Origin of the sequence: Ruegeria marisflavi, from assembly GCF_025673445.1 — a bacterium.
Taxonomy (GTDB): Bacteria; Pseudomonadota; Alphaproteobacteria; order Rhodobacterales; family Rhodobacteraceae; genus Ruegeria_B; species Ruegeria_B marisflavi.
This window is the reverse complement of the sequence record NZ_JAOVQN010000024.1, coordinates 31,296-47,762: the sequence shown is the minus strand read 5'-3', so window position 1 is coordinate 47,762 and position 16,467 is coordinate 31,296. Positions and strand designations below refer to the sequence as shown.

The 16,467-nt window shown below is 59.0% G+C and carries 11 protein-coding genes; 3 read left to right on the top strand and 8 right to left on the bottom strand.

Annotated elements, in window-relative coordinates; all coding sequences use genetic code 11:
• The first annotated feature begins 79 nt into the window (after window positions 1-79).
• Genes OEZ49_RS19310 through OEZ49_RS19300 form a run of 3 tightly spaced genes read left to right on the top strand, consistent with a single transcriptional unit; the run spans window position 80 to window position 3,195 of the window.
• The gene (locus OEZ49_RS19310; protein ID WP_263389822.1) at window positions 80-1,303 is read left to right on the top strand and encodes a nucleotidyltransferase domain-containing protein; all 1,224 of its coding nucleotides are present in this window, start codon (window positions 80-82) and stop codon (window positions 1,301-1,303) included.
• On the top strand, window positions 1,272-2,036 hold the full coding sequence (locus OEZ49_RS19305) for a hypothetical protein (protein WP_263389821.1): 765 nt from the start codon (window positions 1,272-1,274) through the stop codon (window positions 2,034-2,036). Before OEZ49_RS19310 ends, OEZ49_RS19305 begins: the two co-directional genes overlap by 32 nt.
• 49 nt (window positions 2,037-2,085) lie before the next feature.
• On the top strand, window positions 2,086-3,195 hold the full coding sequence (locus tag OEZ49_RS19300; RefSeq protein WP_263389820.1) for an SAVED domain-containing protein: 1,110 nt from the start codon (window positions 2,086-2,088) through the stop codon (window positions 3,193-3,195).
• 347 nt (window positions 3,196-3,542) lie between these two features.
• On the opposite strand, the gene rpoC is transcribed toward OEZ49_RS19300, so the two are convergent.
• The 8 genes from rpoC to nusG form a co-directional block, all read right to left on the bottom strand.
• Window positions 3,543-7,784, bottom strand: a complete 4,242-nt coding sequence (rpoC, locus tag OEZ49_RS19295) for a DNA-directed RNA polymerase subunit beta' (RefSeq protein ID WP_263389819.1) — start codon at window positions 7,782-7,784, stop codon at window positions 3,543-3,545.
• 53 nt (window positions 7,785-7,837) lie between these two features.
• On the bottom strand, window positions 7,838-11,974 hold the full coding sequence (gene rpoB / locus OEZ49_RS19290) for a DNA-directed RNA polymerase subunit beta (protein WP_263389818.1): 4,137 nt from the start codon (window positions 11,972-11,974) through the stop codon (window positions 7,838-7,840).
• 250 nt (window positions 11,975-12,224) lie between these two features.
• Entirely contained in the window at window positions 12,225-12,602 is a 378-nt protein-coding gene (rplL, locus tag OEZ49_RS19285) for a 50S ribosomal protein L7/L12 (RefSeq protein ID WP_164131690.1), read from the bottom strand.
• Window positions 12,603-12,683: 81 nt separating this feature from the next.
• Entirely contained in the window at window positions 12,684-13,202 is a 519-nt protein-coding gene (rplJ, locus tag OEZ49_RS19280) for a 50S ribosomal protein L10 (RefSeq protein ID WP_093034935.1), read from the bottom strand.
• Window positions 13,203-13,492: 290 nt separating this feature from the next.
• Window positions 13,493-14,416, bottom strand: coding sequence for a glycosyltransferase family 2 protein (locus tag OEZ49_RS19275; protein WP_263389817.1), 924 nt, complete (start codon window positions 14,414-14,416; stop codon window positions 13,493-13,495).
• A gap of 221 nt (window positions 14,417-14,637) precedes the next feature.
• On the bottom strand, window positions 14,638-15,336 hold the full coding sequence (gene rplA, locus OEZ49_RS19270) for a 50S ribosomal protein L1 (protein ID WP_263389816.1): 699 nt from the start codon (window positions 15,334-15,336) through the stop codon (window positions 14,638-14,640).
• Window position 15,337: 1 nt separating this feature from the next.
• Window positions 15,338-15,763 (bottom strand): 50S ribosomal protein L11, encoded by a 426-nt coding sequence (rplK, locus tag OEZ49_RS19265; RefSeq protein ID WP_164131687.1) that lies wholly within the window; start codon window positions 15,761-15,763, stop codon window positions 15,338-15,340.
• Between the two features lie 108 nt (window positions 15,764-15,871).
• The gene (gene nusG / locus OEZ49_RS19260; protein ID WP_263389815.1) at window positions 15,872-16,405 is read right to left on the bottom strand and encodes a transcription termination/antitermination protein NusG; all 534 of its coding nucleotides are present in this window, start codon (window positions 16,403-16,405) and stop codon (window positions 15,872-15,874) included.
• Between the last annotated feature and the right edge of the window lie 62 nt (window positions 16,406-16,467).

Here is a 16,467-nt window from a genome sequence, read left to right as displayed (position 1 = left end):
TCTCTTGCGCATCATCTTGTATTGTTCTTACTCTGTTCCCCCATAATGGAGTGTGTGAAAACAAGATAGGGACAGCCGAATGAACGCGCCTGCTGGCAAGAAAATCACGACGAAAGAAGAAGCTTTGCGAGCTCTGGTCGACGAAATCTCGATTCCTCCGAGCTATGATGAAAAGGCCAGGACCCGTTACAGGTCAATTGGCGAATGGCTTGATCGGCCCGCTTCAACCATCCATGGGCTTGGACCGGTGATTTCCTCTCAGGGTTCGTTTGCGCTCGGCACCGTCATTCGCCCTGTGGGGGATGGAGATGCCTATGATGTAGATGTCGTCTGCTCACTCAAGCATGGCTCCAAAAGCAAAATGTCCCAAGAGGAGCTCAAGCAAGCGGTAGGCGTCGAAATTCATGGGTATGCGAAAGCTCAAAACATGAGCAGCGAACCCGATGATGCTCGCCGGTGCTGGACGCTCGAATACCAGGATTCTGCGAATTTCCACATGGATATCCTGCCCGGCATTCCCGCGCGGGACGATTTCACGACGCAGATGAGGGGCTACAGCCCTGATGTCGGGCTTGTTCAGCGCCTCTCTGAAACGGCTATTGGTATCACCGACAAAAAGCATCCTGGATATCATTTCCGCGGTGCAGAATGGCTGATCAGCAACCCCAAAGGCTATGCGGGATGGTTCCGTGTTCGCCAAGAAACAGTCCTGGAGGAAGCCAGGTTGCGGATGAACGCCGAAGGGCGCGCCTATGCCAAGGTCGAAGAAATACCCAGCTATGAAGTGCGGACACCCCTGCAAGACGCCATCAAGCTCTTGAAGAGGCACCGAGACGTGATGTTCGATGGGGACAAACACAAGCCGATCTCGATCATCATCACGACGATCGCGGCTGAGGCGTATCAAGGTGAACGCACAATTTCGGATACTCTGAAGAACATCCTTCCGAAGATGGAGAGGCGGATTGCAGAACTGGGGGATCCAGCTGTCATTTCCAACCCATCATATCCCCGCGAGAATTTCGCCGACAAGTGGGGTGAAGTCTCTGAAAAACGGCGAAACTTTGAGAAATGGGTCAGCAGGGCGCGTCAGGATTTCCTGTCTTATCTCACCGTCAGCCGTTTCAACGAATTCCCGGAGCCCTTCAAAGCGGCTATGACTGAGGCGACCATTCGTAAAGTGTCTCCGAAACTTGGCCTTGCTGCAGCCATGATCGCTGCTGGCACAACGGCAGCTGTAGCTGAAGCTCAGAAAGTTGAGGCTGAAGGTAATGCCACAAAGCCTTGGCTCGACATTGAGTGACGAGGTCTGGCACCTCGTCCGCGATATCAAGGACGCACTCTACGTCGATCAGCCCTACCTGGGAGTCTCAGAACAAGGTGAGGCTGTTGTCGTAGAAGGAACCTATGCTTTGTTGCCTCATTTGCCCGAGCACAGAGATATGGGGGCCTTCGCACAGCACAAAGTGCGTGTGACCGTAGAGGCTGACTACCCGAAAACAGAACCTGTTGTAGTAGTTCTGGATCGGTCTATTCCCAGAAAAGACGACTACCATTGCAGCGCCAACGGAGAGTGCTGCATTACCGTCTTCGAAACATGGAAAGCCTCTGCGAAGGACATTTCAATCGCCGGCTATTTCAATGGTCCATTCCGGAATTTCTTTCTCAGCCAGCTGCTAAAACGCCGCAAGGGGCACTGGCCATTTGATGATTGGGCTCATGGAGAAGAGGGGTTCGCTCAGGCCGTCGCCGAGTTTATCGGCTGCCGGTCAGACGTAGTCACGGTGAAGAACATATTGTCGTGGCGGATCAACAATGAGTGCCTTCCTGCATCCGAAGATGCGCACTGTCCATGTGGAAGCGGCGAAGTGACCTCAGGGTGTTGCGCTGCTCTGCTTTCTGGCTTGGTTCATCGCCTACCTCAAGACGATGCGCAGCGGTGGCTGGAGCGCCTTACCAAGAAGCGCAGACCGTTGACTCCAATTGGGATTCAACGACGCATTCACAAAAACCGGCCCTTCCGCCGGGTTCAATAAAAGAGCGAGCAAGAATGAAATGAGCAATCGAGGACAGCCCCTGCGAGAAGTGACCAAGCTGTTGGTTTGGGGCCGCGCCGCTGGAAGGTGCCAGTTCAGGAACTGTCGCAAGCCACTCGACTATGACCTTCTTTCCGGGGAGTATGATTTCAACAAGGCCTATCTCGCCCATATTGTCGCATCTTCGCCGGGAGGAAAGAGAGGAGATCCAGAAAGGTCGTATCTCCTTTCAGACTGTGCCGACAATATCATGTTGATGTGCGATGAGCATCACCGCGTGATCGACGGAGAAAAGACCTGGCCCGATTACCCTGAAGAACTGCTCCTGGAAATGAAGCGCGAACACGAAGAATGGGTTGATACTGTTCTATCCTCCGGGCCTGATAGTCGTTCACACATTTTGCAATTTTCAGCGCCGATTGGCCCAAATGAGACAGCTGTGCCTTTCGACGATTGCGTGGACGCCATCATGCCCGATAGGACGCCCGCCGAGCGCCGGCCTGCCGAAATCAAGGTTAGAGGGATGCACTTCAAAGACAGTGACCCAACCTATTGGTCCGTTCAGCCTGCGGTTCTGCGAGATGACTTTGAAAAGAAAATCCGAGGTCGGTTCGAAAGTGGCGATATTCGTCATCTGTCAGTATTTGGCCTGGCTCCTATCCCTCTCCTGATGGAGTTGGGGCGCCTCATTTCTGATATTTCAGAGGCTGAAATTTATGAACGGCACCGTGAACCTGCCCAGTGGGGTTGGCCTGAAGAAGGGCAGGAGGTTGAGTTTTCTTCCTCGAAAGGCATCCAGGGGCCCAAGCGGGTCGCCTTGAAGCTATCAATCACTTCACACATTACGGATGATCGGATCACTGCTGCAGTTGGTGACGACGTCTCCATCTGGGAGATACGGAGCAATCCGCAACGGCACGGGGTTATCCGACACAAAGACGACTTGAGCCGTTTCAGGACAATCGTTCGCTCAACCCTTGACGAAATCAAGAATGAGCACGGCATGGATGTCGAAGTAATGGTCTTTCCGGCGGTTCCTGTTTCCTGTGCACTTGAATTTGGACGGGTTTGGCAGCCCAAAGCCCACCCCGACATGGGGATCTACGATCAAACCAAGGAGGATGGGTTCGTTCACAGGCTACGGCTGACTGGCGTATGATTCCAACTATGCCACTTTTGCAGTGTTAAATTCACAGTTTACTCTGCCGCTTTGAGCCATGTGGCCGCAAGTCGCCTGGAATTCCTGAAAACGGGATATTCAGGCGGACTTACCAGCATTTTGGAAAGGTTTGATCGAGTGTGGCAAATCCCAAAAAGGAAAGCCTTGAAACACTTTATGCGCGAAGGTGTTCGGCGTTCCTCACTAAATATGGCCGCATCCCGTGTGGGAGCGGCCATATCTTAAGCATCTTCGTTTACTGCGAAGTGTGCGATTTTGTGTCCCACCGCACGGAATGCGTCACGCAAGCGCGGGGGTCTCTTTTTTCCGTTTCCGGTTCGCCTTGGTTAGTTGCGGCTTTCCGGAGTGTCGACCAGCGAGTCAAAATCGTCGTCTACGATTTCGGCATCCATGATCGGAGCGGCCAGAGCCGCGGCGGCCTCAGCCTCTTCGCGACGGGCCGTGATCACCACGTTGTCGCGCTGCGTCGCGATATGACGGACCCGCTGAGTCGCACCACCGGTACCCGCCGGGATCAGGCGGCCGACGATGACGTTTTCCTTGAGACCGACGAGCTTGTCCATCTTGCCCTGAACCGAAGCTTCGGTCAGAACACGGGTGGTTTCTTGGAAGGAGGCCGCCGAGATGAACGAACGGGTCTGCAACGAAGCCTTGGTGATCCCGAGCAGGATCGGTTCGCCCGAGGCCGCACGACCACCGCGGGCGATCGTCTTCTCGTTTGCCGCGTCGAACTCCTGCTTGTCGACATGTTCGCCCTTCAGCAGGGTCGTATCGCCGCTGTCGGTGATCTCCCACTTTTGCAACATCTGACGCACGATGACTTCGATGTGCTTGTCGTTGATCTTCACGCCTTGCAGACGATAGACCTCCTGCACCTCTTTCACCATGTAGTTGGCCAGAGCCTCGACACCCAGAATCGACAGGATGTCGTGCGGGGCCGGGTTGCCGTCCATGATGTAGTCACCCTTCTGCACGAAGTCGCCTTCCTGCACCGGGATGTGCTTGCCCTTGGGCACCATGTATTCGACGGGCTCCAGACGATCGTCCGACGGTTCGATGGTGATGCGACGCTTGTTCTTGTAGTCGCGTCCGAACCGCACATAGCCATCGGCTTCGGCAATGATCGCGTGATCCTTGGGACGACGGGCCTCGAACAGTTCAGCCACGCGAGGCAGACCCCCGGTGATGTCCTTGGTCTTGGCGCCTTCGCGCGGGATACGGGCGATGACGTCACCGGCCTCGACGGTCTGGCTGTCTTCGACCGACAGGATCGCGTCTACCGACATCGGGTAGTGCACCGGGTTGCCGGCATCGTTGCGCACCGGCTCTCCGTCCTCACCGACCAGTATGATCTCGGGCTTCAGCTCGCTGCCGCGCGGAGCCGCGCGCCAGTCGATTACGATCTTCTGGGTCATGCCGGTGGCTTCGTCGGTCTCGTCGCGCACCGCAAGGCCCGAAACGAGGTCGACATATTTCGCGGTACCGGCTTTCTCGGCGATGATCGGCAGGGTGTAGGGGTCCCACTCGAACAGCTTGTCGCCACGCTTGACCGTAGCACCGTCCTTGACGAACAGCTTGGAACCATAACCCAGCTTGAAGCTGGCGCGTTCCTCGCCCTGCGCGTCCTTGATCAGCAACTTCATGTTGCGGCCCATGACCAGACTTTCGCCTGCGGCATTGAGCAAAAGCTGCGGATTTTCGAACGTGATGGTGCCGTCCTGGTTGGCTTCCTGGAACGATTGTTGACCACCCTGGGCAACGCCGCCGATGTGGAAGGTCCGCATCGTCAGCTGTGTCCCCGGCTCACCGATCGACTGCGCGGCGATGATGCCGACAGCCTCGCCGATGTTCACACGGGTGCCGCGCGCCAGGTCACGACCGTAACACTGGGCGCAAACGCCCTCTTCGCTTTCGCAGGTCAGCGGCGACCGGACACGGGAGGTCTGCACACCGGCTTCGTGGATGGCATCCGCCATCCGTTCGTCGATGAGCTGGCCAGCGGCCACAATCACCTCATCCGTACCCGGGCGCAGGATATCGTCGGCCGCGACACGGCCCAGGATACGCTCGGCCAGCGAGGCGACGATTTCACCGTCGTTGACAGCGGCCTCGGCGGTGATGCCGCGATCAGTGCCGCAATCGGGCTCACGCACGATGCAGTCCTGCGCCACGTCCACCAGACGACGGGTCAGGTAACCCGAGTTCGCCGTCTTCAGGGCGGTGTCCGACAGACCTTTGCGCGCGCCGTGGGTCGAGTTGAAGTATTCAAGAACGGTCAGGCCTTCCTTGAAGTTCGAGATGATCGGCGTCTCGATGATGTCCCCGTTCGGCTTGGCCATCAGGCCGCGCATGCCGCCCAACTGCTTCATCTGGGTCACCGAGCCCCGCGCGCCCGAGTGGGCCATCATGTAGACCGAGTTCGGTTCCTGGTCGGCGCCGTTCTCGTCCTTCTTGACCGACGAGATGGTGTTCATCATCGCCTCGGTGACGCGGTCGTTACACTTGGACCAAGCATCGACGACCTTGTTGTACTTTTCGCCCTGGGTAATCAGGCCGTCCATGTACTGCTGTTCAAAGTCCTTCACCTGCTCGCGGGTGTCCTCGACGATACCCCACTTGTCATCGGGGATCACCATGTCGTCCTTGCCGAAGGAGATGCCGGCCTTGAACGCCTCACGGAAGCCCATGGTCATGATCTGGTCGCAGAAGATCACCGATTCCTTCTGACCACAGTAGCGGTACACGGTGTCAATTACCTGCTGCACTTCCTTCTTGCGCAGCAGACGGTTGACCAATTCAAACGGAGCCTTGTTGTTCAACGGCAAGAGCGCGCCCAGGCGCACACGGCCCGGCGTGGTCTCGACCCGCTCATAAACTTCGTTGCCCTCGTCGTCGATCTGCTTGATACGCGCGGTGATCTTAGTGTGCAGATGCACCTCTTTTGCGTCGAGTGCGTGCTGCACCTCGTCAATCGAGCCAAAGACCTTACCTTCACCCGGCATGCCTTCGCGTTCCAGGGTCAGATAGTAAAGACCCAGAATCATGTCCTGCGACGGCACGATGATCGGCGCGCCGTTGGCGGGCGACAGAACGTTGTTGGTCGACATCATCAGGACGCGGGCTTCCAACTGGGCCTCAAGGCTCAGCGGCACGTGAACAGCCATCTGGTCGCCGTCAAAGTCGGCGTTAAATGCCGAGCAGACCAGCGGATGCAGCTGAATGGCCTTGCCTTCGATCAGGATCGGCTCGAACGCCTGGATGCCCAGACGGTGCAGTGTCGGCGCGCGATTGAGCAGAACCGGGTGCTCGCGGATCACCTCGTCCAGGATATCCCAGACCTCGGGACGCTCTTTTTCGACCAGTTTCTTGGCCTGTTTCACGGTGCTGCTGAGGCCCTTGGCCTCGAGCCGCGAATAGATGAACGGCTTGAACAGTTCCAGCGCCATCTTCTTGGGCAGGCCGCACTGGTGCAGCTTGAGTTCCGGGCCCGTCACGATGACCGAACGGCCCGAGAAATCGACCCGCTTACCCAGAAGGTTCTGACGGAACCGGCCCTGCTTGCCCTTGAGCATGTCCGACAGCGATTTCAGCGGACGCTTGTTGGCGCCGGTGATCACGCGGCCACGGCGACCGTTGTCGAACAGGGCATCGACCGACTCTTGCAGCATACGCTTTTCGTTGCGGACGATGATGTCGGGCGCGCGCAGCTCAATCAGGCGCTTCAGACGGTTGTTCCGGTTGATCACCCGGCGATACAGGTCGTTCAGGTCCGAGGTCGCAAAGCGGCCGCCGTCCAGCGGCACCAGCGGGCGCAGTTCCGGCGGAATGACCGGGATCACGGTCATCACCATCCACTCGGGACGGTTGCCAGACTCGAGGAAGCTTTCGACGACTTTCAGCCGCTTGATGATTTTCTTGGGCTTCAGCTCGCCGGTGGCTTCGGCCAAATCGGCGCGCAGCTGTTCGGCTTCGGCCTCCAGGTCGATCTGGGACAGCATCTCGCGGATCGCCTCAGCGCCGATATTGGCGGTGAAGGCGTCCATGCCGAACTGGTCCTGGGCATCCATGTACTCTTCTTCGGTCATCAGCTGACCGTAGGTGAGATCGGTCAGGCCCGGCTCGGTGACCACGTAGTTTTCAAAGTAGAGGATGCGTTCCAGATCCCGCAGGGTCATGTCCAGCATCAGGCCGATCCGGCTGGGCAGCGACTTCAGGAACCAGATATGCGCAACGGGCGCGGCCAGTTCGATATGGCCCATGCGCTCGCGCCGGACCTTTTGCAGGGTGACTTCCACACCGCATTTTTCGCAGACAACGCCGCGATACTTCATGCGCTTGTATTTGCCGCAAAGGCATTCGTAATCCTTGATCGGGCCAAAGATACGGGCGCAGAACAGACCGTCACGCTCGGGCTTGAACGTGCGATAGTTGATGGTCTCGGGCTTCTTGATCTCGCCATAGGACCACGAAAGGATACGCTCGGGGCTGGCCAGCGAAACCTTGATCTCGTCAAAGACCTTCGGCGGCGTCAGCGGGTTGAACGGGTTGTTCGTCAGTTCCTGGTTCATTTGTTTTCCTCAAATTCGTGCGGAAGGGATGATGGGGTAAGGGCGCGCGGCCCTTACTCGTCCACCTCCGCATCCAGGAGTTCCATGTTCAGGCCGAGGCCACGGACTTCTTTCACCAGAACGTTAAAGCTCTCGGGAATGCCCGCTTCGAAATTGTCCTCGCCCTTGACGATCGATTCATAGACCTTGGTCCGGCCTGCCACGTCATCCGACTTCACCGTCAGCATCTCTTGCAGGGTATAGGCGGCGCCATAGGCTTCCAGAGCCCAGACTTCCATCTCCCCGAAGCGCTGACCACCGAACTGCGCCTTGCCGCCCAACGGCTGCTGGGTAACCAGGCTGTACGGCCCGGTCGAACGCGCGTGGATCTTGTCGTCGACCAGGTGGTGCAGCTTGAGCAGGTACTTGATGCCCACGGTCACGGGGCGCGCGAACTGTTCGCCGGTGCGGCCGTCGAACAGGATGCTCTGTCCGCTGGTGTCGAACCCGGCGCGTGTCAGCGCGTCGTTAACGTCAGCCTCTTTCGCGCCGTCGAACACCGGCGTCGCGATCGGCACACCGCGTGTGACGTTGCCTGCGGCTTCGACCAGCGCGTCGGTGTCCAGTCCCGAGATGCCCTCTTCGTACACGTCCTCGCCATAGGCGTGGCGCATCGCGTCGCGCACCGGGGTCAGGTCACCCGACCGGCGATACTCTTGCAGCGCATCATCGATCCGCAGACCAAGGCCGCGTGCGGCCCAGCCCATATGGGTTTCCAGAATCTGACCGACGTTCATCCGCGACGGCACACCCAGCGGGTTGAGACAGAAGTCGACCGGAGTACCATCCGCGAGGAACGGCATGTCCTCCATCGGTACCACTTTCGAAATCACACCCTTGTTGCCGTGACGGCCGGCCATCTTGTCGCCCGGTTGCAGCTTGCGCTTCACCGCGATGAAGACCTTGACCATCTTCATTACACCCGGTGGCAGGTCGTCGCCGCGGCGGACCTTTTCGACCTTATCCTCGAACCGGGCATCCAGAGCACGCTTTTGCAGCTCGTACTGCTCGTTCAGTGCCTCGACGATCTTGGCGTCTTCCTCGTTCTCCAGGGCCAGCTGCCACCACTGACCACGGGTCAGGGTTTCCAGAAGATCCTCGGTGATCTCGGAACCCGGCTTGATGCCCTTGGGACCCTTGACCGCGACCTTGCCCATGATCAGCGATTTCAGACGCGCATAGATGTTGCGGTCCAGGATCGCCAGCTCGTCGTCCCGGTCACGGGCCAGACGCTCGACTTCCTCGCGCTCGATCTGCAGCGCACGTTCGTCCTTGTCGACACCGTGGCGGTTGAAGACCCGAACCTCAACCACGGTGCCGTAATCGCCCGGCTTCACCCGCAGCGAGGTGTCGCGCACATCCGATGCCTTCTCGCCGAAGATGGCGCGCAGAAGCTTTTCTTCCGGGGTCATCGGGCTTTCGCCCTTGGGGGTGATCTTGCCCACCAGAATGTCGCCCGGCTGTACTTCGGCACCGATATAGACAATGCCCGCCTCGTCGAGGTTGCGCAGCGCTTCTTCACCGACGTTCGGGATATCGCGGGTGATCTCTTCCGGCCCCAGCTTAGTGTCACGGGCAGCGACCTCGAATTCCTCGATGTGAATCGAGGTAAAGACGTCATCACGCGCGATGCGCTCGGAAATCAGGATCGAGTCCTCGTAGTTGTAGCCGTTCCACGGCATAAAGGCCACGACCACGTTCTTGCCGAGTGCCAGTTCGCCCATATCGGTCGAGGGGCCGTCTGCAATTACCTCGCCCTTGGAAACCATGTCGCCCACCTTAACCAGCGGACGCTGGTTGATACAGGTGTTCTGGTTCGAGCGCTGGAACTTGCGCATGCGGTAGATATCGACACCCGCGTCGCCCAGTTCCAAATCTTCGGTGGCCCGGATCACGATCCGCTGCGCATCGACCTGGTCGATGATGCCAGCACGCTTGGCCTGGATGGCCGCGCCCGAGTCGATGGCGACTTTGGCCTCGATTCCGGTGCCAATCAACGGTGCCTCGGCCCGCAGGAGCGGAACCGCCTGACGCTGCATGTTCGAACCCATCAGAGCACGGTTGGCGTCGTCGTTTTCAAGGAACGGGATCAGCGAGGCAGCAACCGAAACCAGCTGTTTCGGCGACACGTCGATCAGGTCCACGTTTTCAACCGGGGCCAGTGTATAGTCGCCGGCCTGACGGGTGTTGACCAGTTCGTTCACGAACCTGCCGTTCTCGTCTAGCGTCGCGTTGGCCTGCGCCACAGTGTGACGCATTTCCTCGGTCGCGGACATATAGTGCACCTCGTCGGTAACCTGTCCGTCGTTGACAACACGATACGGGGTTTCAATGAAACCGTACTTGTTGACACGGGCAAAGGTGGCCAGCGAGTTGATCAGACCGATGTTCGGACCTTCGGGTGTCTCAATGGGGCACATCCGACCATAGTGGGTCGGGTGAACGTCGCGCACTTCGAAACCGGCACGCTCGCGGGTCAGACCGCCCGGCCCAAGCGCCGAAAGACGACGCTTGTGCGTCACCTCGGACAGCGGGTTGGTCTGGTCCATGAACTGGCTAAGCTGCGACGAGCCGAAGAATTCACGAACGGCGGCGGCGGCCGGTTTCGCGTTGATCAGATCCTGCGGCATGACCGTGTCGATCTCGACCGAGGACATACGTTCCTTGATCGCGCGCTCCATGCGCAAAAGACCGACGCGGTATTGGTTTTCCATCAACTCGCCGACGGATCGCACGCGGCGGTTGCCCAGGTGGTCGATATCGTCGATGTCGCCTTTGCCGTCGCGCAGTTCGACGAGCGCACCGATGCAGGCAATGATGTCTTCGCGGCGCAGGGTGCGCTGGGTGTCGGCGGCATCAAGGTCGAGACGCATGTTCATCTTGACCCGGCCAACGGCCGACAGGTCATAGCGCTCGCTATCAAAGAACAGGGTGTCAAACATGGCCGAGGCGGCCTCGACGGTGGGCGGCTCACCCGGACGCATGACGCGATAGATGTCCATGAGCGCGGTTTCCCGGTTCATGTTCTTGTCCTGCGCCATTGTGTTGCGGATATAGGGGCCTACGTTGATGTTGTCGATGTCCAGAACCGGAATATCGGTGATACCCGCATCCAGCAGTTCCTTGACGGTACCACCAACGAGGTCGCCGTCCTTGTCGTATTCCAGGGTCAGCTCGTCGCCAGCCTCGACATAGATCGCGCCGGTTTCCTCGTTAATGATATCCTTGGCAACGAACTTGCCGACAATGTGCCCGAACGGAACCAGCAGGCTCTTGACGGTGCCTTCCTCGATCAGCTTCTTCACCGCGCGCGGGGTGATTTTCTTGCCAGCCTCGGCAATCACCTCGCCCGTTCCGGCATCGACCAAGTCATAGGTCGGCCGGGTGCCGCGGACACGATCGGGGAAGAAGGGCGTGACCCAACCTTTTTTCTTCTCCAGCTTGAAGGAGATGGTCTTGTAATAGGCATCCATGATGCCTTCTTGGTCTAGGCCCAAGGCATAGAGCAACGTCGTCACCGGCAGCTTGCGGCGACGGTCAATACGGGCGAATACGATGTCCTTGGCGTCAAACTCGAAGTCCAGCCACGAGCCGCGATACGGGATGATGCGGCAGGCGAACAGCAGTTTTCCCGAGGAATGGGTCTTGCCCTTGTCATGGTCAAAGAACACGCCCGGCGAACGGTGCATCTGGGACACGATCACCCGCTCGGTCCCGTTCACGATGAACGTGCCGTTGGGCGTCATGAGCGGCATGTCGCCCATGAACACGTCCTGCTCCTTGATGTCCTTCACGCTCTTGCCGCCGGTGTCCTCGTCGACATCGAACACGATCAGGCGCAGGGTGACCTTCAGCGGCGCGCTATAGGTCATGTCGCGCTGCATGCACTCCTCGACGTCGTACTTCGGCTTTTCCAGCTCGTACTTCACAAATTCCAGAACACTGGTCTCGTTAAAGTCCTTGATCGGAAAGACCGACTGGAACACGCCCATGATGCCTTCGCCATCGGCGGGCTTGGCGCCATCACCGGAGTTCAGGAACAGGTCATAGGAGGATTTCTGGACCTCGATGAGGTTCGGCATTTCCAGCACTTCGCGGATCTTGCCGTAGTACTTGCGAAGACGTTTCTGGCCAAGGAACGATTGAGCCATGTCAGATGTCACCTTTTTATTTTCTCACCGGTCAAGGGCGCCGCCGGGCCCCGGCGCCTTGACCATTCGAGACGACACGTTCGGATCAATTCATGGCCACCGTCCCGAGTGGCGGCCTCCCGATGCTCGAACCGCGTCTTAGAAAACGCCCCTCTGCCAGAGGCCCTTTCTAAGACAGGTTCGGCTGGACCCGGAGTTTTCCGGGCCCAGCCAATACTACGATGCGTCTGCGACGCACCTGTAACAGTGCTTAGGCCAGTTCGACCTCGGCGCCAGCTGCTTCCAGCTTTGCCTTGATCTCTTCTGCTTCTGCCTTTGCAATGCCTTCCTTGATCTTGCCGCCGGCTTCGACCAGGTCCTTGGCTTCTTTCAGGCCCAGACCGGTGATGCCGCGAACTTCTTTGATCACGTTGATTTTCGAAGCGCCGGCGTTCTTCAGAACGACGTCGAATTCGGTCTTTTCTTCTTCGGCAGCTGCGCCGCCGGCGTCGCCAGCTGCTGCAACCATCACAGCGCCGCCAGCTGCGGGCTCGATGCCGTATTCGTCCTTCAGGATGTTTTTCAGTTCCTGTGCTTCCAGCAGGGTCAGACCCACGATGCTTTCTGCGAGTGCTTTCAGATCAGCCATTTTATCAGCTCTTTCCGTTTACAGTGTGTGTGTTCCAACGTCGGGGCACATGCCCCACGCAGATCATTCAGTGCCAACCGCTTACGCAGCTTCCGCCTTCTCGATGATGGTGGAAAGGATGCCAGCGATGTTGCTTGCAGGTGCGCCAATCGCGCCAGCGATGTTCGAAGCGGGTGCGCCAATGCACGACACGATCTGAGCGATAAGCTCTTCGCGCGACGGCATTTTCGACACGGCTTCGACGCCAGCACGGTCCAGAGCCGCTCCGCCCATCGCACCGCCGAGGATCTCAAACTTCTTGTTATCCTTGGCGAAGCCCTCGGCCACCTTGGCTGCTGCCACGGGGTCCTCGGAATAGGTCAGAACGGTCATACCCGTCAGCAGGTCGGCCATGCTTGCACACGGCTTTCCCTCAAGGGCGATTTTGGCGAGCCTGTTCTTGGCAACACGCACAGACCCACCCGCTTCGCGTGCACGCGCGCGCAGGTCCTGCATCTCGGCAACTGTCAGACCGGCGTAGTGAGCAACCACCACGACGCCAGAGCTTTCGAAGATCTGGCCGAGTTCCTCGACCACTTTCTCTTTCTGGGCTCTATCCACAGTTCTCTCCAAGTTTGGGACGTTGAGGCGTCCCGGCTCATATTTGCCGGGCTCGCACCCGGCGTTCATGTCCGCATTACGGGGCTGAGCCAAATAATCGCCCGAGGGTCGAGCCCTCGATCTCTTTGGTCCTTCCCGTCTCAGGCAGGAAATTAAGGCTACGAATGTGGCCACCCACCGTCTTGGACGAAACGAAATAAAGCGCACGACGAATCGCACGCTTTACATCGAAGCCTTACTTAGGGCAGAGCGGCGGGGTTTCCAAGAGGTAAAACGACCGATCGACGCGATCAGGCCGCTGGATGCCCCACTTCGAAACGACGGGCCGCAGTTCCGTCGAGATCAATAGCGAGCTCAAGGCTCACGCCTTCCGCACGCAACCGGTCCAGTCGTTCGGCATCGACGCCGTGCAGATCGGAATGCAGGGCCCGCAGTTGCTCCTCGGCGTCGGGCAAGTCGAGCATGCCGCGGATCCGCTCGGTCAGGGGCACGGTAAACCCGCTGGAGACCAGCCGCCATTCAAGCTTGGCCCGCCAGACGTCATAGTCAAGCCCGATGTGATGAAGCAGCGCAGCGCCCTCGCGAACCGGCACGTATCGCTCGGCGATTTCGCTGCCGTCGGCGCGCTGCGCCCAATGCTGACGCAGGCTGACGCCCGGCAGACCGCAGCGGACAAAAGACTTCCCTTGCGGGTGGCCGATCAGCCCCTTTCTGCGGGGGCCGAACAATGCCGCGCTGTCACCATAGACCCGGCGGGCAACATCCCGCTCCATCGGCAAGCGATAGACATTGCCCGACAGTCCCGCCGGGGCCGCAACAATTTCCGCGGTTTCCACCCGGACCGCCTCTGTTGCCGCGGGCATGGCAGCCAGAAAGCCGGATATTGTCCCGTTATTGACATACAGGAACTCGTCAGCATCGACGTTCAGCAGCCATCCGTCCGGCATCGACCGATAGACCCAGCTCAGCGCCATGTTCTGCCGCTTGGTAAAACGTGTGTCGGGCGTCAGCCCCAGATCGGACCAGAATTCGGTGGTACACGGGATACAGGTCAACGACGGATGGCGGGCAAGCACCTCCTGCGCCGGATCATCCGGGTTGTCGAACAGCAAAGTAAGACCTGACGCGCCGGCCTCGAGGTACCACGCAGCAAACCGCAACGTATCGACGAGCGGCTCGTTAAGGATGGCGCCCACGCGCCATTGCGAGGTCATGCCTCACACTTTTTTGTCATTGCTGCCCGCCTCTATCATTGCTGGACGTTTTTCGCGGCGACCGTACACCGAAGGCCGTAGTCAAGTCAAAACGGCGTTGACCCCGCCGACAAGGTCAAAAATGGTGATCCACCACCCCAAAAAAAGGAAAAACCCGGCACCGCCAATGGCGATACCGGGTTTCAACTCTGGGCCGCGACCAGGGTCGCGCCCCTTGTTTCTTAGTTGCCCGAGGCGCTGGCCACGTCAATCGACACGCCCGGACCCATGGTCGAGCTGAGCGCGATCTTTTTCAGGTAGGTGCCCTTGGCGCCTGCCGGTTTGGCCTTGGCGACAGCATCCACGAAGGCGCGGACGTTTTCGGCCAGCTTGGCCTCGTCGAACGACACCTTGCCGACGCCGGCATGGATGACACCGGCCTTTTCGACCTTGAACTGGACTTCACCGCCCTTGGCATTCTGCACGGCTTGGGCGACGTCCATGGTCACGGTGCCGACCTTGGGGTTCGGCATCAGGTTGCGCGGGCCGAGGATTTTACCCAGGCGACCAACAACCGGCATCATGTCCGGGGTCGCGATGCAGCGATCGAACTCGATCTTGCCGGACTGGATGGTTTCCATCAGGTCCTCGGCACCGACGATATCCGCGCCGGCGGCCTGTGCCTCTTCAGCCTTGGGGCCACGGGCAAAGACGGCGACGCGCACAGTCTTGCCGGTGCCGTTCGGTAGGCCGACAACACCACGGACCATCTGGTCGGCGTGACGCGGATCAACGCCCAGGTTCATCGCGATCTCGACGGTCTCGTCGAACTTGGCCGAGGCCGACGACTTGATCAGGGCAACAGCTTCTTCGACCGACAGGTTTTCCTTGCCGGCAAAAGCTTCGCGGGCTGCGCGGGTGCGTTTTCCAAGCTTTGCCATCTTACTTCACCTCGATGCCCATGGATCGGGCCGAGCCCAGGATGATCTGCATTGCGCCTTCGATATCGTTGGCGTTCAGATCCTTCATCTTTGCCTCGGCGATTTCGCGGACCTGGGCAACGGTGACGGTGCCGGCGGTCGCGCGCGAGGGGGTCTTGGAACCCGACTGGATCTTGGCGGCCTTCTTCAGGAAATAGGACGCGGGCGGCGTCTTGATTTCCATGGTGAAGGATTTGTCCTGGTAATAGGAAATCACGGTCGGGCAAGGTGCGCCCACTTCCATGTCTGCGGTCTTGGCGTTGAACGCCTTGCAGAATTCCATGATGTTGATGCCGCGCTGACCCAGCGCCGGACCAACTGGCGGCGACGGGTTCGCCTTGCCTGCGGGCACCTGAAGCTTCAGCGTGCCGATCAGTTTCTTGGCCATTGGCCTTCTCCTTTTTCAACACCTTCGGGGCGCGCCCCTCGGGTTCTCATGTTGTGTGGTCCGGCACAGGATGACGCGTCACCCTGAACCTCCCACAGTGCATTCACCTCAGGCCTGTTTGGCGACCTGGGTGAAATCCAGCTCGACCGGAGTTTCCCGGCCAAAGATCGACACCGACACGCGCAGTTTCTGGCTGTCGTCGTCCACGCCCTCGACCATGCCGTCGAAGCCTTCGAACGGGCCATCGTTGACCTTGACCCGCTCACCAATTTCGAACGAGATAAGGGTGCGCGGCGCCTCTTCGCCTTCCTGCACGCGGTTGAGGATCTGGTTGACCTCAGCATCGCGCATCGGCATCGGGCGGCCCTGCGGCCCCAGGAAACCGGTGACCCGGTTGATCGAGTTGATCAGGTGATAGCCTCGATCGGACATTTCCATGTGCACCAGAACGTACCCGGGCATAAAGCGGCGCTCGGTCGTGACCTTCTTGCCCCGGCGCACTTCGATGACCTCTTCAGTCGGCACCAGCACTTCGTCGATCTGGTCCTCAAGGCCACTCTCGGCGACCGAGGAACGGATCTGCTCTGCGACCTTCTTTTCGAAGTTCGAAAGAACGCTGACCGAGTACCACCGTTTCGCCATGAACCTGTCGTCCTTGTCTTTTCTTGCCAGGTCACTCGAGGCGCCCTGGCGAATGTGTCGAT